Genomic DNA, 23,700 nt, shown 5'->3' with positions numbered 1-23,700 from the left:
CCCCCGAGCACATGGGTCACCGGATCGTCGAAGACGGGCAGACCGTGCAATCGCGCGGCGGTGCCGTACGCGGCCACGAGTCCGGGGACCCCGAGGCACAGTCGTGCCGCCTCCACCCGCAGGCGAGCCGTCGGCGGGGTCGGCGCCTCGCGGAAGACACCGCGCAAGACCCGCACCCATAGTCCGCGGTCGATGTGCTCGCGCATCTCGGCCCGGCTGTACTCGCACAGCACCTGCCAGCCGGTGAACACGCCGAACTGTGTGTCGCGCACCTGCGCCAATCCCGGTCTCATGCGTCGAAGCATGCACCGCAACGGATCCGCAGCGGCTCCGCCGACCAGGGCGAACGCCGGACCTGTGGACAACCCGGTGGCTGTGGACAACTCACACCGGGGGCCTCACCGGCCGGATCAGATCGAGGCGACCAGCTTGGCGAGCTCGCCGGCCAACTGCTCGGCCTTCACCTGATCGGTGGCCTCCACCATCACCCGGACCAACTGCTCGGTACCGCTGGGCCGCAACAGAACTCGCCCCGAATCCCCCAGGTCGCGTTCGGCCTCGAGCACCGCCTCGCGTACTTCCCGCGCCGTGGCGACGGCCGCCTTGTCGCTCACCGGAACGTTCAGCAGCACCTGCGGCACCGTGGTCAGCACGCCTGCCAGATCCGCCAGCGAACGACCGGTCTGCGCCATGCGCGCCATCAGTTTCAGGCCGGTCAGCACACCGTCGCCGGTGGTGCCGAACTGCGGCAGGACGACATGCCCGGACTGCTCGCCACCGAGCGTGTATCCGCCCGCGCGCAGATCCTCGAGCACATAACGGTCGCCGACGGCGGTGGTGCGCAGGGTGATTCCGGCCTCGCGCATGGCGATGTGCAGGCCCAGATTGCTCATGACGGTCGCGACCAAGGTGTTCTGCGCCAGCTGTCCGGCTTCCTTCATGGCGATGGCCAGCACCGCCAGGATGGCGTCGCCGTCCACCACGGAACCGTCCGCGGCGATGGCCAGGCAGCGATCGGCGTCACCGTCGTGCGCCAGTCCGAGGTCGGCGCCGTGCTCGACGACAGCGGCGCGTACCTGGTCCAGATGGGTGGAACCGCAGCCCTCGTTGATGTTGAGGCCGTCGGGTTCGGCGTTGATGGCGATGACGGTGGCGCCCGCCTCCCGGTAAGCCGCCGGTCCGACCTCGGCGGCCGCGCCGTTGGCGCAGTCCACCACCACGGTCAGCCCGCTCAGATCCTGTCCGGTCGCTTCCACCAAGTGCTCCACGTAGCGCTCGTGGGTGCCCTCGACGCTGTACTGGTCAGGAATGATCACACCGTGATCGCGGGCGCCGGAGGCATTGAGCACCCGGCCGATCCCGGCGCCGGTCGGGCGAAACGGCTCGTCTGCGGCGACGAGCGCCTCGATGCGGTCCTCGGCGGCGTCGTCGAGCTTGTGCCCGCCCGCGGCGAAGATCTTGATGCCGTTGTCGGGCATCGGATTGTGTGAGGCGGAGATCATCACGCCCAGACACGCGTCGTACAGGCCGGTGAGGTAGGCGACGGCGGGAGTCGGCAGCACGCCCACCGACAGCACGTTCATACCGGCCGCGGTGAGCCCGGCGGTGACGGCGGCCTCCAGCATCTCCCCGGATGCCCGCGGGTCCCGGCCGACCAGCGCCAGTGCGCGTGCCCGGCCGCGACCGAGCACCTGCGCGGCCGCGCCCGCGACGCGCAGCGCCAGTTCCGGACTCAGCGATTCGTTGGCGAGCCCGCGCACGCCATCGGTGCCGAACAACCGTCCCATACCTAGCCCCTATCGCGATGAAGATGCGTCGATACAGAACGAGAGCAGGCGACCAGCGATGCTGGAAGCCTGCTCTCGGACTGCTGTAGGCCGTCGGCCGTGAAGGCATCCGGCACCGCGGGGGTGCCGGACACCGGGGCCACGGACCTGGGAATCAGCGCTTCGAGTACTGAGGCGCCTTACGGGCCTTCTTCAGGCCGTACTTCTTGCGCTCGGTGGCGCGCGGGTCACGCGTCAGGAAGCCGGCGCGCTTGAGGGCGGGGCGGTCCTCCGGGGTGACCTCGATGAGGGCACGCGCGATGGCCAGACGCAGGGCGCCTGCCTGGCCCGAGGGGCCACCGCCGACGAGACGGGCGTGGATGTCGAAGGACTCGGTCCGCTCGACGGTCACCAGCGGCGACTTGACCAGCTGCTGGTGCACCTTGTTCGGGAAGTAGTCCTCGATGGTGCGGCCGTTGAGCACGAAGTTGCCGGAGCCGGGCACCAGGCGGACGCGCACGACGGCTTCCTTGCGGCGGCCGACGGTCTGCACGGGGCGGTCGATGACGACCGGCGCGGCGTAGATCTCGCCGTCGCCCTCGGCCTCGTAGCCGTAGTCCTCGTCCACGACCTCGACGGCCGCGTCCTCGGCCACGAAGTCCTCGTTGAATTCCTCGGGAGCGGTCACTGGGCCACCTGCTTGATCTCGAACGGAACGGGCTGCTGAGCCGCATGCGGATGGTTCGGGCCTGCGTAGACCTTGAGCTTGCCCGCGATGGCGTTACCCAGCTTGTTCTTCGGGATCATGCCCTTGACGGCCTTCTCCACGAGACGCTCGGGACGGGTCTCCAACACCTGGCCGACAGTGCGCGACTTGAGGCCGCCCGGATGCCCGGAGTGGTGGTGGATCAGCTTGTCCTGCCGCTTGTTGCCGCTGATGGCAACCTTCTCGGCGTTGATGATGATGACGAAATCGCCACCATCGACGTGCGGGGCGTAGGTCGGCTTGTTCTTGCCGCGAAGCAGCGTGGCTGCCTGCACGGCGAGACGGCCGAGCACTACGTCAGTGGCGTCGATGACGTACCACTGCCGGGTGACGTCACCCGCCTTGGGGCTGTACGTAGGCACAGTGCATCCCTGTCTGTCGTCGGTGTTGCCGGCCCAGCGTGCGGTCGAGGTGATCCCGGCGGCCGGTTGAGACCCGGGCCCCGATAAGGCCCACACGCCAGCGAGCCACGATACCAGGCGGGTATCGCCGGGAAAGAATCGCCCGCGACAGCGTCCCGCTAGATACGGACCGGCGGCCCGGGATCGGTCGCGCCGGGCGGGCCGGGCACCACGTAGCGCAGCGTGTCCATATTCGGCCGGTTGCATCCCTGATCGGTATCGGTATCGCGCACCGTGGCGATGCCCTGCCGCGACCGGTCCCGCTCGGTCCGCGGGGCGTCGACGCAGGAGTGCTGCGCCTGGCCGACGCTCTGGATCGTCTGTCCCGCTCCCGGCGCAGGCGCCGGCTCACCGGGGGCGGCCACCACCGCCAGCGCCATCGCGCCGAGCACGGCGGGCACCCCGAACAGGCTGTCCTTGAGCGCCGGAAAGAGCCTGCCCCGGTCCTGACCGCCACCCGCGGCCCGCGCGGGCTCCGCGCGCGTGACCCGGGTGGTCGGCGCCTCGCTCGGCGCGGGCGCCGCGGGATATCCCGGACCGTGGGTGACGACCGGCGAGCCGGACGCCTGTGGCGGATGCCCGGGCGCGGGCGGCTGCCGCGGGTCGGCAGGAGCGGGCCGCACCGGCTCGGCCGGATACTGCGGGGCGGGTGCGACGCCGCGCGATTCGTCGTCCTCGCTCTCGGTCACCAGCAGATGGGTGGCGCCGAGCACCAGCGCGTGCATCGGATGCGCGGCGACGTGCAGCCGGTGTCCGAGATGGTTCTGGAAGGCCAGCCGCAGCGCCTCGTTGAAGCAGGCGTTGCCGCTGAGCAGCACCGTCGAGGTATCCGCCCCGATCGAGCGGGCAGCGGCCATCGCCTCGATCACCACGTTGTCGGCCGAGCGGGCGTCGCGCATGGCCTCGGTGGTGACGGGCACCTCGATCGATTCGGTGGGCTGCTCGTCGTCGCCGTGTACCGCGACCACCAGCATGGTGCGGCCGTCGCAGTACACCCCGGCCGCGCCGATACCGCGCGGATCGCGCCCGTCCGGCGGACGCACGAGTCCCAGCGCCCGTACGTACCCCGACAGTGCGACGCTCTCCGGCAGCGGCTCCACCACGACGTCGAGCTTCTCCACGAGATCGGCGTAGAGCTCGACCTTCTCGTCGGGCCAGCCGTCCGGGAACGGCAGCGCGATCACTTCGGGCTTGCCGCGCAGGAAGGCGCCGATGGCCGCCAGCGGGTTGTACATCCTGGCGTGGAAGACCAGTTCCGCGGGCCAGGTCGCCCCCGCGACGACGATCTGTGGATAGCCGAGGATGTCGCGCACATCGGAGATGGCCATTCCCAGATCGGGCCTGCTCCGTTCGGCTCCGGCGGTGTGCAATCTGCCCGACGCGTCGGCCAGCAGATACGCGGGCGGCGTATAGGTGCCCTCCACCTTCACCGGACGGATCGGGGTGCCGCCCCCGCCCGCCGCCACGGACACCACATCCCAGCCGAGATGTACTGCCCCTACTCGCACTGTCACAGGCTCAAGTGTGCCTGGTGCGTGCGCGGCGCGCGCGGGATGGCCGCCCACAGCACACCGCCGCGGTTCGGCGCGGCGCTCATCCGGCCGACCTCTTCAGCCGCAGGTTGCGCCGGACGATCACCGCGAGCACCAGGGTGATGACGACCATCGCCGCGATATCGATCGCCCACCACTGCACGGTGTGCTGCCACAGCGTGTCGGGTTCGGCCTTCACGAACAGGGTGGTCAGCTCGACCGTCGAAGCACCGGACGCGAAGCCCCAGCGCGCCGGGAACAGCCACGAGAGTTGTTCGAGGCCGGGCCGTCCCGCCACCGGGATGAAGCTGCCCATCATCACGAGCTGCACGATGATCGCCAGGATGAGCACCGCCATCATCTGCTCGTTGGATTTCACCAACGACGAGATCAGCAGACCCAGCACCACGCTGGATATCGCGAGCAGGGTGATATCGAGGAACAATTCGACCGCGCCCGGAGGGATGACCACGCCCTCGCGCGGCCCCGCCTTGCCGACCAGCACGATCGCGAGCATCACCGCGACCTGATAGACCGCGGCCAGGCTGAACACCAGAATCTTGGCCATCAGGTACGACGAGGGCGACAGTCCGACGGCGCGCTCGCGCAGGAAGATCGTCCGCTCGCCGACCAGGTCGCGCACGCTCAGCGAGATGCCCATGAAGCAGGCGCCGATCACCAGGAACGACAGCAGCGTCTGGGCTTCGGAGCTGATCGCGGGACCGATACCCTCCGAGGTCTGTACCAGCGGCGGCGGCTGGAAGCCGTTCTTGCCCGGCGCGGTCAGGGTCACCGCGCCGACCACGATCGGCAACAGCAGCAGCGTCAGCGAGTACACCCGATCCGAGGCGATGAGCCGCAACTGCCTGCGCACGAGGGTCGAGAACTGCTTGATCGAACTGGTCTGCGGCGGTGAGCCCGTGGATCCGTAGTTCGACGGCGGAGGCGGTGGCGGTGCGAAGGCCTGCCGCGAACGATAGGCGGCGAACGCCTGGTCGGGGTTGGCGGCGACCTCGGCGAAGATCTCGGCCCAGTCGCTGGTGCCCATGGCCGCGCCGACGCCGGCCGGGTGACCGCAGAAGGCGGTCTTGCCGCCGGGCGCGAGCAGCAGCACCTGGTCGCACATGTCCAGGCAGGCGACCGAGTGGGTGACCACGATGACCACGCGCCCCGCGTCGGCGAGCTCGCGCAGCATGACCATGACCTGGCGATCCAGCGCGGGGTCGAGGCCGGAGGTCGGCTCGTCCAGGATCAGCAGCGACGGGCCGGTCAGCAGCTCCAGCGCCACGGAAGCCCGCTTGCGCTGACCGCCGGAGAGCCGGTCGACCCGGGTGTCGGCGTGCTCGGTGAGCGAGAGCTCCTGCAGCACACCGTCGATGACCTGCTTGCGATCGGCCTTGGTGGTGTCCGGCGGCAGCCGCAGCTCGGCCGCGTAGCCGAGCGCCTGGCGCACGGTCAGCTGCCGGTGCAGCACGTCGTCCTGGGGCACCATGCCGATACGCGAGCGCAGCGCCTCGTACTCGGCGTGCAGATTGCGGCCCTCGAAGGTGACCACACCGCCGGAGGGCTGGGTGTTGCCCGCGATCAGTTTCGACAGCGTCGATTTGCCCGCGCCGGACGGGCCGATCAGCGCGGTCAGTGTGCCGCGGCCCGCCTGCATGTTCACGTCGACGAGCAGCTGCTTGTTGTTCTCGACGGTGAACCCGACGCCGTGCACGTGCAGGCCCTGTTCGGTGACCGGCTTCTGGCGCAGCACCAGGGTGCCCTGCTGGACGGCGAAGTCGATATTGCCGATGGTGATGACGTCGCCCTCGCGCAGCACCGAGCGCTGCTGGCGGGTGCCGTTGACGAAGGTGCCGTTGGCCGAGCCGAGATCCTCGATGGTGAGGCCCTCGGGGCCGGCCACCAGACGCGCGTGCTTGCGCGAGGCCAGCGGATCGTTGACGACGATCTGGTTGTCGGTGGTCCGGCCGATCGCCAGGCCGCCGGGCGGAAGCCGATCGGCCCGCGCGATCGCCGCGGTGGAGTTGCGCGCCCGCAGCGGGGGCAGGGCCGAGGTGTCGGCCTTGGTGGTCATGTTGACATTGGGCTGTTGCGCCGATGGCGGCGGCTGTTGCTGCGCCTGCTGCGGAACGTGCGGCGCGTGCTGGGCAGGCACCTGCGGACGCGCGCCGGAATACTGTCCGGCGACGGGCTGCTGCCCCGAGCCGGGGCCGGGCTGGTGCTGCTGGAACGGCGGAGCGGGCGGGCGTTGATAACTCGGCCGTTGCGGCGGTGGCGCCGACCTGCCCTGGTGTGGCAGCGGCCCCGACGGCGGCTGCGGCCGTGGCGGTGCGCTGGGAAGCAGGTGCAGCAACGGCCCACTGATCGCGTCGCCCAGCCGTACCTGCGTCGGACGGTCGATGGTGACCGGCTGACTCAGGCGGCGCGCGTCCACGAAAACGCCGTTCGTGCTTCCGTTGTCGGTAAGGACCCAGCCGCTCCCCTGCCAGGTCAATGTCGCGTGCACCCGCGACACCAACGGACTGTCGACGAACAGCGTCACTTCCGGGGCACGCCCCAGGGTGATCGGCTGGTTCGAATCGAAGGTCCGTTCCGTTCCATCATGGCGCACGGTGATGGTCTGCGCCCCCGGTAAAGACATGCAGCGGATACTATGCCATCGACCGGACATCGGGAGTGCCCCGGAAGCTCGTCTCTACCCCCTGATCCGGCCCACGATCCGAACCGCTGAACAGGCCGACGAGGGGGAGCCTTGGCCACACTCCGAGCGACGAGCGTTCTCGCCGTCGTCCTGTGCGCGGTCGCCCTGCTCGCCGGCTGCACCCGCTTCGTCGACGGGCGGGCGGTCTCGGTCTACGACGACCCTTTCAAGGTCGCCGGTCTGCCCACCACCAGCGGCCCCAGCGGACCGCGTGAGGGCGTCGCCGATGCCGCCCTCACCGCGGCCAACGGCGACGGCGGGGAGATCGACACCCTGGCGCTCAACGCCGTCGAGGACATCCAGAGCTACTGGCGGGTGGAGTACGGCAAGGCGTTCGGGGGAGAATTCCAACCGGTCGACCGGCTGATCTCGTGGAGCGCCAAGGACCGTCGCTCGCAGGGCCCGGAGTTCTGCAAGGAATCGACCTACCGTCTGGTGAACGCGGCCTACTGCCGGCTGGACAAGTCGATCGGCTGGGACCGCGCGGTACTGCTGCCCACCATGGCCGACACCTTCGGTCAGATGGCCGTGGTCATGGTGCTCGCCCACGAGTACGGCCACTCCATCCAGGACCAGTCCGGGATCGTGGGCAGCAAGGATCCGGTGCTCGTGAAGGAGCAGCAGGCGGACTGCTTCGCCGGGGCGTTCATCCGCCATGTCGCCGAAGGGAAGTCGGCGCACTTCACCATCAACACCTCCGACGGGCTGAACTCGGTGCTGGCCGCGACTGTCGCCATCCGCGACACCGATCCCGACGACCCCGCCAGCGTGCACGGCTCGGCCTTCGAACGGGTGACGGCGGTGCAGATCGGCTTCACCGACGGACCGGTGGCCTGCAAGAGCATCGACATCGACGAGATCAACCAGCGGCGCGGCAATCTGCCGCAGACGCTCGGCGGTCAGGACGGCGAGTACCCGATCGACAAGGACAGCCTCATCGAGCTGAGCAAAGCGCTCGCGGCCATCCTGCCACTGGACGACCCGCCCACCTACGACTACTCCGGCGCCACCGTCGAGTGCGCCGACGGCGTCACCACCGCGCCGGTGTCCTACTGCCCGGCCGATAACACCATCGCCACCGACATCCCGCTACTGGCCGAACGCGGCACCGACGACAGCGACCCCGACGACCCGCTGCCGATGAAGGTCTCCGGCGATTACAACGGCTATGTCGTCTTCATCGCCCGCTACGCCCTCGCCGTGCAGCGCAATCACGGGCAGTCGCTCAGCGGCGCCAAGACCGGCCTGCGCGCGGCCTGCCTGGCGGGCGTGGTGACCGGCGAGCTCGCCGACCCGAATCGGCAACGCTCCGAGGGCAATATCTCGCTGGCGGCGGGCGACCTGGACGAGGCGGTCTCCGGCCTGCTCACCGACGGCCTGGCCGCCAGCGACGTGCAGGGCAAGACGGTGCCCAGTGGATTCGCCCGGGTCGACGCCTTCCGCGCGGGCGTGCTCTACGGCGAGAACACCTGCATGTCGCGGTACTCCTGACCCGCTGCCGGATCCGCGACCGCCGGACTTCAGCCGCCGAACGGTGGCGGGGCGACCGGTTCCAGGCGCAGCATCCGGTTGCCGAGCATGATTTCGGAGCCGGGGATCAGCGTCATCGGCTGATACGGATTGAGCCGGATCCAGTCACGGTAGCCGGGCAGCCGGATCCTGGTGCCGTTGGTCGAGCCGCGATCGACCACCGTGACATCCCAGTTCAGCAAGCGGATCTCCGCGTGCGCGCGCGACATTCCGCCGGAGGCGTCGTCGACCTTCAACGGCACCAGTCCCTGCCGGGCGGCATCCGAATGCTCCGGATCACGGCCGAGCACGGCATCGGCGGCCAGCATGTAGGTCATGCCGTCGTCGAGGACCAGCATGCCCAGCGGCGGGCGGACCACCTCGATGAGCGCCTGCGTCTGGTCGACCGGCATGCCGCACACCGTGCAGAACGCCGAGCGCGGGTCGCTGGGATGGGCTCGCGCGCATTTGAATCCGAGCACCTTGACCGTCAGCGCGGTCGCCCTCGCGGTGGCTTCCAGCCTGCGCTGGAGTTCGGGATCGGGCCGCGGTGCGGGATTGGTCCCGGTGGTCGGCTTCGGCGTGGCCGAGGGCCGGTCGTCGACGGAGTCCATCATCGACGTCGGTGCGGAGGTCCTGGTGGGGTCGTCCGGGTCGCCGGGGGCGGCGGCCGCGGCTTCGCGGGCAGGCGGGATGTCGCGTTCGGTGAGGGCGTGGGCGCGCGGCTCCTGCGCGATGCGCGCGGTCGGCACCGGTGGCGCGTCGGCGATCTGCTCGCGCGGCCCGGCGACGGACGCCGACGAGCCGCCGCCGGTCCACAGGATCGCGCCGCCCGCCTGCGCCACACCGTCGACCAGCCGGCCGATCCCCGGCGCGGCGGGCAACTCGGGCAACCGGACGCCCACCTCGTCGACGTACAGTGCCACCGCGCGGGCGGGCACCGCGACGACCCGGTCGACGGTGAACGCCGCGTCGCTGCCGCGCAACTGCTCGACGCCACCGGCGCCGGCCAGCACAGCGGTGACGCCGCCGTGCAGGAAGATCGCGAGACCGCTCTCCTCGGCGGACGAGACGATGCCGAAATCGATGGGCACACCCGGGCTGATCCGCTCGGCGTGCTTCATCAACCAGCGGGTGGCTTCCCGCGCGACCAGCGGCCCCGGACCGGACGGCTGGTACCGGTTGGCGTCACGCACCAGCTCGCCGAGCGCGTGTAGCGCCACCGCCGCGGGCGACTCGGGCGTGACCGGTCCCTGCCCCCGGTGGGCCACCACCAGCAGCGCACCGCAGACGCGGGCAACCGCATGATCACCGGCGACGATCTCGACCTGACGATCCTGCACCGCTATCGGTCTCCGCCTGCCGGGTGATCACGGGTCGTCGCCATGTCGTCCAGGGTATTGCACGCCAGGAACCGGCGTCGCGATCCCGGTGATCATCCATGGCTGCGCACGGCCCGATTCGGGTAACTTCTTCGACAGGAACGGGAGGAACGAGGGGCACGTCATGGCACGTACTTCAGGCGTCACGACGGTGGCGGTCGCGTTGGCAGCGGTGGCGGCTCTCGCCGGATGCGGCGCGCTCGGCGGCACCGCGCTACCCGCCGAGCCGGACGTCCGCACTCTCGAGGTCGGGCCCTACCAGGTCACGAAGTACCGCTACGACCAGGAATCCGGTGGCCGGGGCGCATTGCTGGAGGGCATGCGCATGTCCGAGGCCGTCGTGCCGACCGTACAGATCGACCCCTCGCTGAAGTACGGACGCGGCTCCAAGGTCCTCGCCGACAGCAACGAGGCGCTGAGTTTCCTGGCGCAGGTGTCCAAGCCGGTGCTCGACACCCGCAAGTTCGTCACCGGATTCGCCGCGGCGGGCGCGGACGAGGCCGACCCGCCGGGTCAGACCAGGCCGGCGCCCGACACCACCGCGATCACCAATGTGGTGCTGCGCTTTCCGGACGAGGCGGTCGCCAAGCTGGCGGCCCGCGAACTCGAGGACGCCGACATCGGGGTCTCCCCGGAGAACCAGCGCCTCGGCTCCACGAAATACCCCGACGCCTATATCCATTGGCGGCCCGGCATCGCGAATGTCGGCGCCTTCATCGCCCATCGCGAGTTCGTCATCTCGCTGTTCATCCAGCGCCCGACCGCCGACAGCGCCGATCTGGTGAAGTGGATCGACAAGACGCTCGACGCGCAATTGCCCGCACTGGACGCATTCCAGATCACCCCGGTCGACCGGTTCGACTCCTTGCAGGTCGATCCGGACGACCTGCTGGCCCGCGTCGTGGTGGAGGATCGCGACGGCCGGGTGCCCGACGCGTCGAATTTCACGATCGTGGCCGCCGACGACGCCGTGCACAACTCCGACGACCAATCCGTGGCGCGGCAGCTGATCGAGCGGACCGGCGCGGACCGCATCGCCGTGGTCGACGCCGACTCGCTCTTCCGCGTTCGCGACGAGGACGCCGGACGCGCCCTCATCGACGGACTGATCGACGCGGCGGGCGAGCAGTACGACCCGATCGAGGCGCCCAAGGACGTCCCCGGCGCGAAGTGCCTGCAGCTCAACGACCGCGGCGATCCGGAGCGCGAGTACAAGTACCGCTGCTACGTGCCGTACAAGCGCTACGTCGGCATCGTCGTCAGCGACAAGGAACCCGATGTTCGCCAGAAGATCGCCGCGCAGTACGCCTTGCTGGCGAACAGCCTGTAAAAGCGTCGGCCGCGGTCGGTAAGATCCGCGGCGGGCGGATCACGGCGAAACTGGGGGGATGAACCGGTGGCGAGCGACGGCTTCTCACGAACACTGCGGTCGGCGCTGCTCGCGCTCGCCTCGATCGCCGTGTCCGGGGTCTCGGGGGGACCGAGCGGTTCGCCGTCGAGGGGAGCCATCCGGCAGTACCGAGGAGGGGACGGCATGAGGCTCGGAAGAACCGTGCTCGCTGTGGCGACGGTGAGTGTTCTGGCGGGATGCGGCGCGGAGATTCCGGGCAATCCCCAGCCGGGGCAATCGCCGGTCGACATCGCCACGTTGAACACCGGCGCGTATTCACCACAGCCGACCGCCCACGACTTCGACATCTCGACGATCGGCGAATTGCGCCTGGTCGAATCCCGACGACTGCTCGAATACCTCGTCAGCCCGTCCGAGATCGACAGCGATATCTCGGTCGCCGGTCCGTTCGCGTTGTTCTCGGGCCCGGATATCGTCGGCGAGAAGACTTTTCCTCCGCAGTACGAAGCCGCCGCGGTGGACAACAACATGCTGCTCGGCGTCTATCTGTCGCGCATCAACGGCGACCTTCGCAAGCGGAAGAAATTGATCATCTCGATCCTGCGCTTTCCCACCGCAGACGCGAGCAGGCAGGCTAGCGAGCAGTTCGACCGGATCACCAACGCCGAGCCCGGCCGTCACCCGCTTGCCGTGTCGGCATACCCGCAGGCCCGGGTTTCCTCCGCCGACGACATCACCGCTGTGGGATTCCTGGCACACGGGCCGTACGTCATCATGGTCAACACCGGGGTGCCCGAGCCCGATGCCGGTGCGCTGACCTCGATCGTCGGCAGCACGCTCGAGGCCCAGACCGCACGTCTCGACGAAACGACGCCGACCCCGCTGGACGACGTTCTGGATTTGCCGCTCGATCCCGACAGCATCATGCGCCGAACGCTGCCGAAGTCCTCCGACTACAGCGACCCGTTCTACGGGGAATCGGATATCGGGGTGTACCCACCGGCCGCCGCATTGCATTTCGAACGCGATCCCGAACGGATGCGCAAGGCGTTCGAGGACTCCGGTGTCGACCTCGTCGCACGGCGCGGCGGAATACTCTATCGCGCACGCGATCTCGCCGGCGCATTCCGGTTGCAGAACGCGTTGATGACGGCCGGGCGCAAAGACGAGGAGCTACCGCCACCGCCGGGGCTCGGCGATGCCCGATGCCTGAAACTCGATGTCGCGGACGAGACGAGGAATTTCGACCTGTTCTGCACCGTGGTCTTCGATCGCTATGTGGGAGTGGTCATCTCGAGATCCTCGCTGACCGGAAGCATCGACGGCGCTCTGTATCAACGAGCGGCGGCCCAGTACGCCATTCTGGCGAACAGCGAGGGTACGCGATGAGACCTCTGCGCCGCCTCGCTCTCGCCCTAGCCGCCCTGGCCGCTGTCGCCGGTTGCGGAACCTCCGGAGGCAACACCGGTGTACCGGAGATAAATGTTGCAGCACTGAATTCGGGGAACTTTCCGACCGTACCGTGGACTGTCGAGGCCGTGCCGGGGACTGGGCGTTATCTCGAGGCCATACGCATCGCGAACGTCACGCCCCTCGTGGTCGACATCGACCCGCGGTACTCGTTTCAACGGCATCAATACCGAGCCGACCGCCGCAACACTCCCGATTCGCCGCCGATCCTCTACAGCATCTCGGACGAGGCGAATTTCGCCGAGCTCGCGGAGGGATTCGTCGCCGGATGGCAGAGCAATGGTGAGCGACGCGCTCAGCCCCTGCTGGGTCGTGAGGCGACGCTCTACACCTTGCGCTTCGAGACCGCAGCACAGGCACAGACGGCGGCCGGCCGGATTGCCGACCGCCAAGCCGCGGACTTCCCGGGCGAACCCGTGGCTCTCGAAGGCTTCGCCGACGCGCGCTCGAAATGGTCGACGAGCAAGAGATACCTCGATACCTGGCTGGCCGACGGCATCATGCTGATCGGCGTGCACATCGACGATCCGGTGAGCGAACCGGCCGATCCGGCGCCGCTGGTCGACTTCACCCGCCGGGCATTGAGCATGCAACTGGAGATGCTGCGCGACTTCCAACCAACAGCTGTCGCCGACTTGGATTCGCTCCCCGCCGATACCGACGGATTGCTCGGACGTACGCTCCCCATCGAGGACAGGGATCGGCCCGCCGACGGAGTCGACCGATCATGGGTCGGTCCGGCGCATGCTGCACTACATCCGGAGAGCCGTCCCGCGCAGGCCTCGGCCGCATTCACCGACGCGGGGGTCGATCTGGTGGCCGCCGCGGGGTCACGCCTCTACCGCGCCCGTGATGCCGATGGCGCGATCCGCTTGCGGGCAGCGCTCGCCCGGACCGAAGCGGATCGCTATCTGCCGGCCCAGGCCCCGCCGGATATGCCGGACGCGCAGTGCTACCAGGTCGCGGACGAATCGGACAACCTCATGTATCCGCCGTTCTGCTACATCGCCTACGGGCGAATCGTTGCCCGTGTACACGGCTCGAACACCCAAGAGCTGCACCAGAAGACCGCCGCGCAGTACAAACTGCTCGCCCATGGCGGCAGCTGACCGGCAAGGAGAGCCCATGCGAAAGATGACACCGGCACGAACCGCGCTCTCGCTGGCAGCCGCCGCCGCACTGGTGATCACGATGTCCGGCTGTGGCTCGGACATCGACGGCACACCGGTTCGCGAGCAGGTCGACCTGTCGACATTGAACGTCGGCAACTTTCAGACCACGCCCCGGCAAGTGGGCAACGCCGCGAACGAACGCAACGCCAGGATCCGGGAGTCCCAGCGCCTGGGCGACTATGTGGCCCTGCCTTTCGAAGCCGACCCGGCCTACAGCGAGGACGTCTGGTTACTGGAGCCGCATGTCGTCCTGGATCAGGATGCGCTGGGCCACCTCATCATCAACGACACCTTCGACGAGGTGGCCGAGGATCTGGTGGCCGGCTGGGTGAACGGGTGGTCCACCGGTGGTGATCCGGGAACCCCGCGGCGCACGATGAACATCGCGGTGCTGATGTTCCCCGATGCGGCGACGGCGCAAGAGGTCGGACCGGCACTCGAACACGACGACTTCACCTACAACCCGGGCAACGAGCCGGTCACCATCGGAAAGCATCCGGGTTCCAAGGCGCACTGGCGGCCCACGGTCTCCTCGATCGGTTCATGGACGGTGCACGACCGCTACGTCGTCTTCGTGAAAGTCGATGACGAGATCTCCCCGCCCGATCTGCCTGCGCTGACATCGCAGGTGGAGAAGATACTCGATGTGCAGCTACCGCTGCTCGACGAGTTCGAGCCGACCCCGGCCGATCAATTGCCCCGGATCCCGCTGGACCCCGAAGGACTGCTCGGCCGCACTCTTCCCACCGATCCGACCACCCCGATCCGGGCTGATCCGGACGGGCTCTACACCGGCCGCGCGATTCTGTCGTTGTTGCAGGCCGAGCCCGGCGATCTGGACATGCTGCGCGAACATGGAGTCGACTTGGTGGCCTTCGGAGACGCGGTGGTCTTCCGCAGCAAGGATGCCGAGAACGCGACGGCACTGTGGCAGCGGTGGCGACCTTCGGCGGACCCGAAACCGGAGCAGCGGATCGTCGAATCCCCGTCGGGGCTCGGTGACAACATCGAGTGCTATGCCGACCTGTACCTCATCGAAGGAACCGAGCGGGTCCGCGGGCACCTCTGCGTACTGCAGGTCGACCGTTACACCGTGCAGGCCTACGCCCTGCAGTTGCAGGTGCTGCACCAGAAGATCTCCGCGCAGTACGCGCTGTTGACCGCGCAATGAGACGGCGTCATCATCGTCCGGCCGCGGGCGAGGCGGCGGTGGCGGGCGGTACGACAGAGGTCGAACGCCCGGCGAAGGCTTGCTAGATTCTCGTGGAGGCTCGTGGCCCGGGCGTTCGACGGCTGGAGGAGGACCGAATGGCGTTGCGGCCCGGAGCGATCGTGGGGGGCTACCGGGTGATCCAGGTGCTGGGTAGCGGCGGCATGGGCACCGTCTATCTCGCGCAGAACCCGATCCTGCCCCGCCGCGACGCGCTGAAAGTACTGAGCTCCGATCTGTCCACCGACGACGAGTTCCGCGCCCGGTTCGAGCGCGAGGCCAATCTCGCCGCCGGCCTGGACCATCCGAACATCGTGGCGGTGTACAACCGCGGCGAAGAAGACGGTCAGCTCTGGATCGCCATGCAGTACGTGGACGGCACGGACGCATCCGAGGAGGCGGCCAAAGGCCCCGCGGTGATGACGCCGCAACGGGCGCTGCGCATCGTCTCCGAGGTGGGCAAGGGCCTCGACTACGCCCATCGCCGCGGACTGCTGCATCGCGACATCAAGCCCGCCAACTTTCTGCTCTCCGCTGCCGAGGCCGACGACGAGGAGCGGGTCCTGCTCACCGATTTCGGTGTCGCCAAGTCGGCCGAGGACGGCCAGGATCTCACCGCCACCGGCAACTTCATGGCGACGGTCGCCTACGCCTCGCCGGAACAGCTGCTCGGCGGACGGCTCGACCACCGGTCCGACATCTACAGTCTCGGCTGTTCGTTCTACCGGATGCTCACGGGTCAGAACCCCTACCCGTCGACCGTGCCCGCGGTGGTCATGATGGGCCATCTGCACGAAGCGCCGCCCAAACCGTCCGCGGTGCGCTACGGACTTCCCGTCGCACTGGACGCTGTCATGGCCAAGGTACTGGCCAAGAACCCCGCCGACCGCTACGCCACCTGCCGGGAATTCGTCCAAGACGCCGAAGCCGCCCTCTACGGCAGGCCACCGGCGCGAACATCGGTCGGTGCACCGCAGATTCCGCCGCGACAGTTCCCCTCCGAACCGCGGATCCCGACGGCGGTCCACCCGACCGCCGCCTCCTACACACCGACGGTCTCGCCTTATGAGCAGACCGATCAGCACCTGGTCGACACGTTGCGCAACGGCACGACCGCCCGGTCCAAGGGTCAGGCCCTACTGCTACCAGCGATCGTCGGACTGGTGGTCGCCGTCGTGGTGGCCGCAGGGACCTACTTCCTCACCAGACCTGGCGCAGCCGAGGGCGGCGGGAACCTGCTCGCCACCGTTCGCAACGAGCATCCACAGTTCGCCGGGAAGTCGGTGACCGCGTTCAACTTCGGTGACGCTTCGTTGTCCGCGGTCCTGACCCCGAGTTCCCAGGCACGATTCCTGCAGGACATCGGTTTCACCTACAGCAGCACGTACAAGGCTGTCGGGCAGGAGGAATCGCCCCGCCAGCTCTCGCTGGCCTCCTACGCGAACGAGGTCGACTCCGAGGTCGTCATCGTCCTGCGCACCGACAAGGAGGCCGGAAACGGCGGACTGCGTGGACTGCCCGGCTCGATCCTCAACAGCGGAGCCCAGATAGTCGTGGTCGATGACCTGGCCACGGTGCAGGCCTTCCAGGTGTGGACCGACCAGTCGCCCGCCACCTTGGTGGAGAAAATGGTCCCGGTGATCAGCAAGGTCGTCACCGGCTAGGCGAACAATGCTGGCGCCGTGGGGTGCCCATTCGGTAGGGTATTTCGAGCCAGCCCACTTGCCGCAGGGGGAAGGAGGGGAGCAGTGGCGTTGGCGACCCTACAGCGTGGTGATGTCGCGCTCCGAGCGCCTCAGCCGAATGCGGCGTTCCGCCGGTCGAGCAGCAGTGCCGCCGAGAACTGGCCATCGCCGGCCCTACCCGGGGATCAGGGGCTTCGCAGAATCAGGGGTTCGAAAATCTCTCCGATCCGATGGAACCGATCGGACACCGGACACGTCCAACTATATGAATCGGTCAGCTGACACTTGGCATGTTGACCATGACGAGAAGCAGGAGCAACCGCGATGGCGAACAATTTCGTTGCAGATACCGGTGCAATCAATGCCAAGGCGAAAGAGTTCTTGGATCAGCACAGCGCTCTGATGGCGTCCATCCGTCAGCTGAAGACCGACGAGGACAACGTCACCAACGGCGCGAACTGGCAGGGCGCTGCGCGCGACGCCTTCAACGCGTTCATGGAGCGGTACTACTTCCAGGCCGACAAGATGAACGACAAGCTGATGGAAACCGCGCAGAACCTGATGAAGGTGAGCGGTCAGGTCTCCGACCACGACACGGATTTCGCCTCCCAGGTCCAGACCCAGGTCTCCAGCCTCGACCTGCCGGCACTCTGACCAACCTTCTACTTCACGAACAGGAGTTCCGCTATGGATCGCAATATCTCAGCGAATTTCGACGGCGTCGCCGACGGTGCGCAGACCATCATCAAGCGCGCAGAGGGCATCCGTGACGAACTGAACGCCTTCCACCAGAAAGTCAAGGAGTTCGCGGAGACCCAGGGCGGCGCGGCGAACGAAGCGTTCATCGCCTTCCAGACCCAGTGGCAGCAGCACGTCGAGCAGCTGAACACCACGCTGACCGGCGCCGGTCAGCTGGTCAGCAGCGGCAACTCGGAGCTGCAGAGCACCGACAAGGCGCTGGCGAACCTCTTCAACTGAGTTCCGCCGAAACCACTTCGGGCCCCCGTTCTGCGCGCGGGGGCCCGAAGCTCTGTCAAGGTCGAAATATTCGGAGTCACCACAGCTACCAGAGGTGACCGGACTCCCTCAAGGCTGCACGTCGACCGACGCCGCGAGCTCCTCACAGCTCGGTTCGACAGTGCTCCAATCGGTTTCGGCGACGTACTGACACCCGATGCTGACCTGCGTGCCGTGTTCGAGCAGGACATGCCAGCGGACGGTGGAACCGCCCTCGGGACGCTCGAGGTAGGACAGGCCGGAACGGCCCGCGAAGACCACGTCGCGGCGCAGGTCGCCGAGAGAGGGCTTCTCGCGCATCTGGGCCTCCAGGTCCGCCGCGATCCTGGCGTAGCCGGCGTCGGCGGCGACCGGGGTCTGGATGACGGTGAGCCGGAGGCGGGAGCCGTCCTCGGGACTGAGATCGACGCGGCTGCCCTGGGGGCTCCGGGAGCTCACTCGCCAGCCGTCCGGTATCCGGAAGGTGAGGCGCCCGAGGGATTCCGTAGCCGTATCCGGTGTGCCGGGGATCGTCGATGTGCTCGGTGCGGCGCTGGTCGGGCGTGTGGAGATCGGTGCCGAAGTGGTCGGTGCGGCGGCGACTTCCGGGGGATCGTCCGAGCCACCGAAGGCGAAGACCGCGCCCACGGCGGCTGCGGCGAGAACCACGACCGCGGCGGCCGCCGCCGCGTACACAGCCGTATTACGCTCGGGCGCACGGGCAGCGGCGCGTTGGCGCAGTGGCTGCAACCATTCGGTGTCGGGCATGGCGCGCACCGGGTCGGGGACGTAACCGGATCTCGGCTCCGGGCGACGCAGCAGGTCGACGCCGGAGATGGGACGGACCTCCACGTCCGCGCCGCAGACCTGGCGGGCCACCTGGTCGATGAGGTCGAGTTTCGCGGGATCGGAGGCGCCGAACACCTGGATCACGTCGGCGCGTCCGCCGTCGAGTAGCCGGCTGAGGACTGCGCTCAGACCTTCTTCCGCACCGGGGTCGACGCCGAGGTCGTCGAGGGCGAGATCTGGTTCGTACTCGCAGGATTCCACCTGAGCGCCCTCGTGCGCGCGCACGACGGTGGCGGCGGTAGTGGTGAGTGCGCCGAATTCCAGTACCGCGACGCGGCGGGCGCGCAAGGTCGCCTCGTCGGCGGCGACCGAGCGGGCGGCGAGCGGTTCGAAGACCACCTCGTCGGCGAATCGGCGGGCGGCCACGGCGACCGATTCGCGGCGGCGCGTGCCCCACTCGGTGGGGCAGACAACGGTGAAGCGTTCGCACGGACTGCCGAGTCCGAGATTGTCCAGGACGGTGGCGAACAGCGCCGCGAGCGCCTCGGTGAGTTCGGGCACGCGCGGTAACAATGCGATCCGCTCGGCGGCGACGAACTGCACCGTCGAGCTGACCTGGCCGAGGGGCGTGAGCGGCTCGCCGGCGACCAGGCTTCCGTTGCCGCCCAGCACCACCGACGGCACGCCGTCCCAATGCGTCGAGGGACCGCGCGCCCAGATCCTGGTGTCGGTGAGGACCAGTTCGACCTGCGCCATCACTCGGCCGCCGGCATCCAGCCGAGCTGGATCAACTCCTGGGTATTACGGGTCACGAAGGTGCCGCGGCCGGGCGGGAGCTGGCTCGGGCGCACGCTGCCCATCAGCACACCCTCGTCCTTCGGGCAGCTCATGATCAGGCCCGCCGCGCCGAAATCCTTCATCCGCGCCAAGGTCGACTCGTACATCGCGCGGCTGGCGCCACCGGACCGGCGCGCGATGATCAGATGAAAGCCGAGATCACGCGCGTGCGGGAGGTGTTCGACCAGCGGTGCGGTCGGGTTGCCCATCGAAGTGGCGACCATGTCGTAGTCGTCGACGATCACATACAGCTCGGGCCCGGTCAGCCAGGCTCGATCGCGCACTTCCTGGGGCGTCACGTCGGGGCCGGGGCCGCGCTTGGCGACATAGGCCGCCAGGTCGTTCATGTTCTTGGTGAACTGCGGGCCGGTGGAGCCGTATCCGGCCTGGTAGCCCTCGGGGATCATGCCGAGCATGGTGCGCCGGTAGTCGCCGATGATGAACCGCGCCTCGTTGGGCGTGTTCGACGCGGCGATGCCCTCGATGATCGAGCGCAGCAGCGTCGTCTTCCCGGCCTCGCCGTCGCCGATGATGATGAAGTGCGGGGACTCGTTGAAGTCCAGGTAGACCGGGGCGAGTTCGGATTCGTTGATGCCGATGGGGATGCGCAGGTTCCTGGTGCCGCGCGGCACCTGCGTCGGCCAGTTGCCCGCCAGGCGCAGCAACTGCTCACGCGGCAGCATCTCCGGGAGCATGCGGGCCGCCGGCGCGGGCCTGCCGGGAGTGAGCCGGGCGATGGTGGCGACGGCTTCGGCGACAGCCTGGCCCAGAGTGTTCGGGTCGGCGCTGCCGTCGATGCGGGGCAGGCCGGTGAGCATGTGCAGGCAGTCGGGGGTCATACCGCGACCGGGGCGGCCCTGCGGGACCAGGGCGGCGAACTTGCGGCCCAGGTCGGAGTCCATCGGATCGCCCAGGCGCAGTTCGATTCTGGTGCCGATCTGATCCTTGAGAGCGGGGCGGGCCTCGGCCCAGCGAGCCAGTGCGATCACCACGTGCACGCCGTAGGACAGGCCCTGCACGGCGAGATTCATGATGGTCTGCTCGAGCGGGTCGAAATCCTGGCGGATCGAGCCGAAACCGTCGATGACCAGGAACACGTCGCCGAACGGGTCCTCGTGCGCGCCCGCGGCGGCATGGCTGCTCGCCGGATCCATCGACCGCAGCCGGCGGAATTCCGCCATCGATTCGATGCCGAGCTGGCGGAACCTGGCCTCGCGCGTGCGCACGATGGTGGTCATCTCGGCGACGGTGCGGCGGACCTTGTCCGCGTCGAGGCGACCGGCCACCGAGCCGACATGCGGCAGGCCTTCGAGGCTGGCCAGCGTGCCGCCGCCGAAGTCGAGGCAGTAGAACTGCACCTGTTCGGCGGTGTGGGTCATCGACATCGCCATGATCAGGGTGCGCAGCGCGGTGGACTTACCGGACTGCGGGCCGCCGACGATGGCGACGTTGCCGCGCGAGCCGGACAGGTCGACCACCATCGGATCGCGGCGCTGGTCGTAGGGACGGTCGACGATGCCGATGGGCGCGCGCAAGGTCGCGATCGCCGAATACTCGCCGGTCAGCACCGAGCGCGGGATGAGCTGGTCGAGGCTCATCGCCTCGTCCAGCGGCGGCAGCCAGATCTCGTGCGCGGGCCTGCCGTGGCCGCGGATGCGCGAGACCAGCATGTCCAGGTTGGACAGCTTCTCGCCGTCCTCGCCGTGATGCTCCACCGGCTCGGCCGAGGAAGCGGTGGGCAGCGGCAGGCGGTCGATGGCGCGGAAGTCGACGTGGTGTGCCGTGAAGGGGCGTGCTTTGACGTCGATCTCGCCGCCCGCGACGCCGGCCTGGGTGACCTCGCGCTGGGAACCGCCACCGACATAGGGGCCCGAGACGTAGGACGCCTGGAACCGCTGGATCTCGCCGGAATCGGACTTGAGGTAGCCGCCGCCGGGGATGTTGGGCAGGTTGTAGGCGTCGGGTACACCGAGCACCTGGCGGGATTCGTTGGCGGAGAAGGTCTTCAGGCCGATCCGATAGGAGAGGTGGCTTTCCAGGCCCTTGAGCTTGCCTTCCTCGAGGCGCTGGGAGGCCAGCAGCAGGTGCACGTGCAGCGAGCGGCCGAGGCGGCCGATCATGACGAACAACTCGGCGAAATCCGGATGCTGGGTGAGCAGTTCGGAGAACTCGTCGAGCACCACGAACAGCGCGGGCAGTGGATCGAGGTCGGCGCCCGCGGCGCGTGCCTTCTCGTATTCGGAGACGTTGGCGAAGTTGCCCGCCTGGCGCAGCACTTCCTGGCGGCGGTTCATCTCGCCCGCCAGCGCGTCCTTCATACGGTCGACGAGGTCGGCCTCTTCCTCGAGGTTGGTGATGACGGCCGCGACGTGCGGGACGCCTTCCAGCCCGAGGAAGGTCGCGCCGCCCTTGAAGTCGACCAGCACCAGATTCAACTGGTCGGGGGAATGGGTGGCCAGCAGGCTCAGCACCAGGGTGCGCAGGAATTCGGACTTACCGGAACCGGTGGCGCCGATGCACAGACCGTGCGGGCCCATGCCGCTCTCGGCGGCTTCCTTGATGTCCAGCTCGATGGGCATGCCCTCGGGACCCACGCCGAAGGGCACGCGCAGTCGCTCGCGGCCGTAGCGCGGGCGCCACGCGCTCTCCGGGTTGAAGGCGCCGATGTCACCGAGGCTCATCAGCTGCGCCCACGACGAGATGACCTCGGTCTCGTCGGTCTCCACATCGCTGCTGCGCTGGGTCGCCGCGCGATAGGGCGCCAGGCGGCGCGCGGCCTGCTGAGCCTGATGGGTGCTGATGCGGTCGACGGTGGCGAAGCGCTCCAGATTGCCGGTGGCGCCGCGGCCGACGCACTCGCCGTTCTCCACCACCATCTTGATGCCGCGCGAAACGGCCAGGCGCGGCGCGTATCCGCACAGGTCGATGATGGTGACGCCCTCGTAGCCGGACTCGCGCAGCTGATCGTCCTCGGATTCGAGCAGACCGCCGTCCACCACGATGACGACTTGGACGAGCCCCGGATTGGCGGGCTGGTTACGCGAATACCGCACCCGGTTGTTCAACAGCGGGTGCAGGCTCGCGGTGGCTTCCCGGATGGACCCGAAGAACATGCGCTGGGTGCCGATGCCGTCCTGGGAATCGGGATGCTGGGTGTGCGGCAGCCACTTGGTCCATTCCCACTCACGCGCGGTGTCCGGGCCTGCGACGATGGCGACGAGCACCTGGTCGGGTCCCTGGAACATGCACAGCTGCAACAACATCGCGCGGACCATGTCGCGCGCCTGGGCGCGGTCGCCGTCCAGGGCGATGGTGGCGAAGCCCTTCACCGCGATCGCGGTCGGCAGATCGGGCACGGTGGAGTGCGCGCGCACGAACCGGCGCAGCGACACCGCCGCGATGGGCTCGAGCTCCTCGACCGGGCCGGTCTCCGGAGCCACCAATCTGGTCGCCAGCCGCTGCGGGCCGATGCCGATACGGGCGTGGCAGAAATCCTTGTCGCCCGCGCGCCGCTCCCACATGCGGCTGGTGCCGGCCAGCATCCAGATCAGGCCGGGCTCGGGATGACTCCACTCGACCGAAGCGCGCTGCTGACGGGCGGTTTCGTCGACGTCCCTGCGGACCTGGTCGAGGTAGCGGAGATAATCCTTGCGGTCCTCGTTGGCCTCGGCGGCCTTCTGCCCCTTGCCGCCGCCCTGCCCGGCGAACATGGTGACCATCGAGACCATCATCATGACCGGGAACATCAGCATCATCGGGTTCTGCGCGATGCCGGTGCCCATCGTGAACATCAGCCCGACCATGCCCAGCATGGCGACGATCATGACGACCGGCATCAGCTTCATGAGCAGATTGCCCGGTGTGACCCTGGGGATCTCGGGCGGCGGCTGGAGGGTGACCTCGCCGCCGGGAGTACGTGGCATCTCCCGGCGCGCACGACGCTGGAACCGGACAGTGCTCATCGCCGAGAATCCCCCTACCTCGCATGCGGCAACTCCGGGCTCAGTGTAGAGGCACCGGCCGACATGTCGTACAGTTCGTCCTGCATTCTGCTGCCCGGACGTCAGGGTTCGCAAACCCACCCGGCGACGCGTGGCTCAGCGGAATTCCGAGGTAGAGCACCAGGTTGG

16 protein-coding genes and 1 pseudogene are annotated in these 23,700 nt (G+C 68.5%); 8 read left to right on the top strand and 9 right to left on the bottom strand.

Translation table 11 applies throughout. The features are described 5' to 3' along the window. The 6 genes and pseudogenes from ON26_RS04045 to ON26_RS04020 form a co-directional block, all read right to left on the bottom strand. Positions 1-293 (bottom strand): annotated as a pseudogene (locus ON26_RS04045) (hypothetical protein); the annotation flags it as partial. A gap of 117 nt (positions 294-410) precedes the next feature. Further along, positions 411-1,787, bottom strand: a complete 1,377-nt coding sequence (gene glmM, locus ON26_RS04040) for a phosphoglucosamine mutase (protein ID WP_040794602.1) — start codon at positions 1,785-1,787, stop codon at positions 411-413. Between the two features lie 154 nt (positions 1,788-1,941). Next, complete coding sequence (gene rpsI, locus ON26_RS04035) at positions 1,942-2,454, bottom strand: 30S ribosomal protein S9 (protein WP_040794601.1); 513 nt, start codon at positions 2,452-2,454, stop codon at positions 1,942-1,944. Continuing rightward, positions 2,451-2,894 (bottom strand): 50S ribosomal protein L13, encoded by a 444-nt coding sequence (rplM, locus tag ON26_RS04030; protein WP_040794600.1) that lies wholly within the window; start codon positions 2,892-2,894, stop codon positions 2,451-2,453. The genes rpsI and rplM overlap by 4 nt, the downstream gene beginning before the upstream one ends. Positions 2,895-3,052: 158 nt before the next feature. Beyond that, positions 3,053-4,447 (bottom strand): hypothetical protein, encoded by a 1,395-nt coding sequence (locus tag ON26_RS04025; RefSeq protein WP_245545711.1) that lies wholly within the window; start codon positions 4,445-4,447, stop codon positions 3,053-3,055. Positions 4,448-4,526: 79 nt separating this feature from the next. Next, the gene (locus ON26_RS04020; RefSeq protein WP_040794598.1) at positions 4,527-7,109 is read right to left on the bottom strand and encodes an FHA domain-containing protein; all 2,583 of its coding nucleotides are present in this window, start codon (positions 7,107-7,109) and stop codon (positions 4,527-4,529) included. 111 nt (positions 7,110-7,220) lie between these two features. Between ON26_RS04020 and ON26_RS04015 the strand changes: the two genes are divergently transcribed. Next, on the top strand, positions 7,221-8,660 hold the full coding sequence (locus tag ON26_RS04015) for a neutral zinc metallopeptidase (protein WP_040794597.1): 1,440 nt from the start codon (positions 7,221-7,223) through the stop codon (positions 8,658-8,660). 29 nt (positions 8,661-8,689) lie between these two features. Here ON26_RS04015 and ON26_RS04010 read toward each other — a convergent pair whose 3' ends face one another. After that, positions 8,690-10,021, bottom strand: a complete 1,332-nt coding sequence (locus ON26_RS04010; RefSeq protein WP_040794596.1) for an FHA domain-containing protein — start codon at positions 10,019-10,021, stop codon at positions 8,690-8,692. Between the two features lie 163 nt (positions 10,022-10,184). Between ON26_RS04010 and ON26_RS04005 the strand changes: the two genes are divergently transcribed. The 7 genes from ON26_RS04005 to ON26_RS03975 all read left to right on the top strand — a co-directional run bounded on the left by ON26_RS04005 (position 10,185) and on the right by ON26_RS03975 (position 17,926). Continuing rightward, on the top strand, positions 10,185-11,390 hold the full coding sequence (locus ON26_RS04005) for a DUF7373 family lipoprotein (protein WP_040794595.1): 1,206 nt from the start codon (positions 10,185-10,187) through the stop codon (positions 11,388-11,390). 204 nt (positions 11,391-11,594) lie between these two features. Then, complete coding sequence (locus tag ON26_RS04000; protein ID WP_040794594.1) at positions 11,595-12,800, top strand: DUF7373 family lipoprotein; 1,206 nt, start codon at positions 11,595-11,597, stop codon at positions 12,798-12,800. Then, the gene (locus ON26_RS31455; RefSeq protein ID WP_169333678.1) at positions 12,797-13,990 is read left to right on the top strand and encodes a DUF7373 family lipoprotein; all 1,194 of its coding nucleotides are present in this window, start codon (positions 12,797-12,799) and stop codon (positions 13,988-13,990) included. The genes ON26_RS04000 and ON26_RS31455 overlap by 4 nt, the downstream gene beginning before the upstream one ends. Before the next feature lie 16 nt (positions 13,991-14,006). Then, positions 14,007-15,224 (top strand): DUF7373 family lipoprotein, encoded by a 1,218-nt coding sequence (locus tag ON26_RS03990; RefSeq protein WP_083883714.1) that lies wholly within the window; start codon positions 14,007-14,009, stop codon positions 15,222-15,224. Between the two features lie 137 nt (positions 15,225-15,361). Then, on the top strand, positions 15,362-16,927 hold the full coding sequence (locus tag ON26_RS03985) for a serine/threonine-protein kinase (protein ID WP_040794592.1): 1,566 nt from the start codon (positions 15,362-15,364) through the stop codon (positions 16,925-16,927). A gap of 345 nt (positions 16,928-17,272) precedes the next feature. Further along, positions 17,273-17,602: a WXG100 family type VII secretion target gene (locus ON26_RS03980; RefSeq protein ID WP_040794591.1), complete on the top strand. Its 330-nt coding sequence runs from the start codon at positions 17,273-17,275 to the stop codon at positions 17,600-17,602. A 33-nt stretch (positions 17,603-17,635) separates the two neighbouring features. Beyond that, positions 17,636-17,926 (top strand): WXG100 family type VII secretion target, encoded by a 291-nt coding sequence (locus tag ON26_RS03975; RefSeq protein ID WP_040794590.1) that lies wholly within the window; start codon positions 17,636-17,638, stop codon positions 17,924-17,926. A gap of 108 nt (positions 17,927-18,034) precedes the next feature. Here the strand turns inward: ON26_RS03975 and ON26_RS03970 are convergent, their stop codons facing one another. Both ON26_RS03970 and ON26_RS03965 read right to left on the bottom strand, forming a co-directional pair. Continuing rightward, positions 18,035-19,489: a type VII secretion-associated protein gene (locus ON26_RS03970; RefSeq protein WP_040794589.1), complete on the bottom strand. Its 1,455-nt coding sequence runs from the start codon at positions 19,487-19,489 to the stop codon at positions 18,035-18,037. Then, complete coding sequence (locus ON26_RS03965; protein ID WP_040794588.1) at positions 19,489-23,532, bottom strand: type VII secretion protein EccC; 4,044 nt, start codon at positions 23,530-23,532, stop codon at positions 19,489-19,491. The genes ON26_RS03970 and ON26_RS03965 overlap by 1 nt, the downstream gene beginning before the upstream one ends. Between the last annotated feature and the right edge of the window lie 168 nt (positions 23,533-23,700).

The organism is Nocardia higoensis NBRC 100133 (genome assembly GCF_000308595.1).
Taxonomy (GTDB): domain Bacteria; phylum Actinomycetota; class Actinomycetes; order Mycobacteriales; family Mycobacteriaceae; genus Nocardia; species Nocardia higoensis.
Note: the sequence above shows the minus strand (reverse complement) of the source record. Positions and strands in the feature narration are given on the sequence as shown.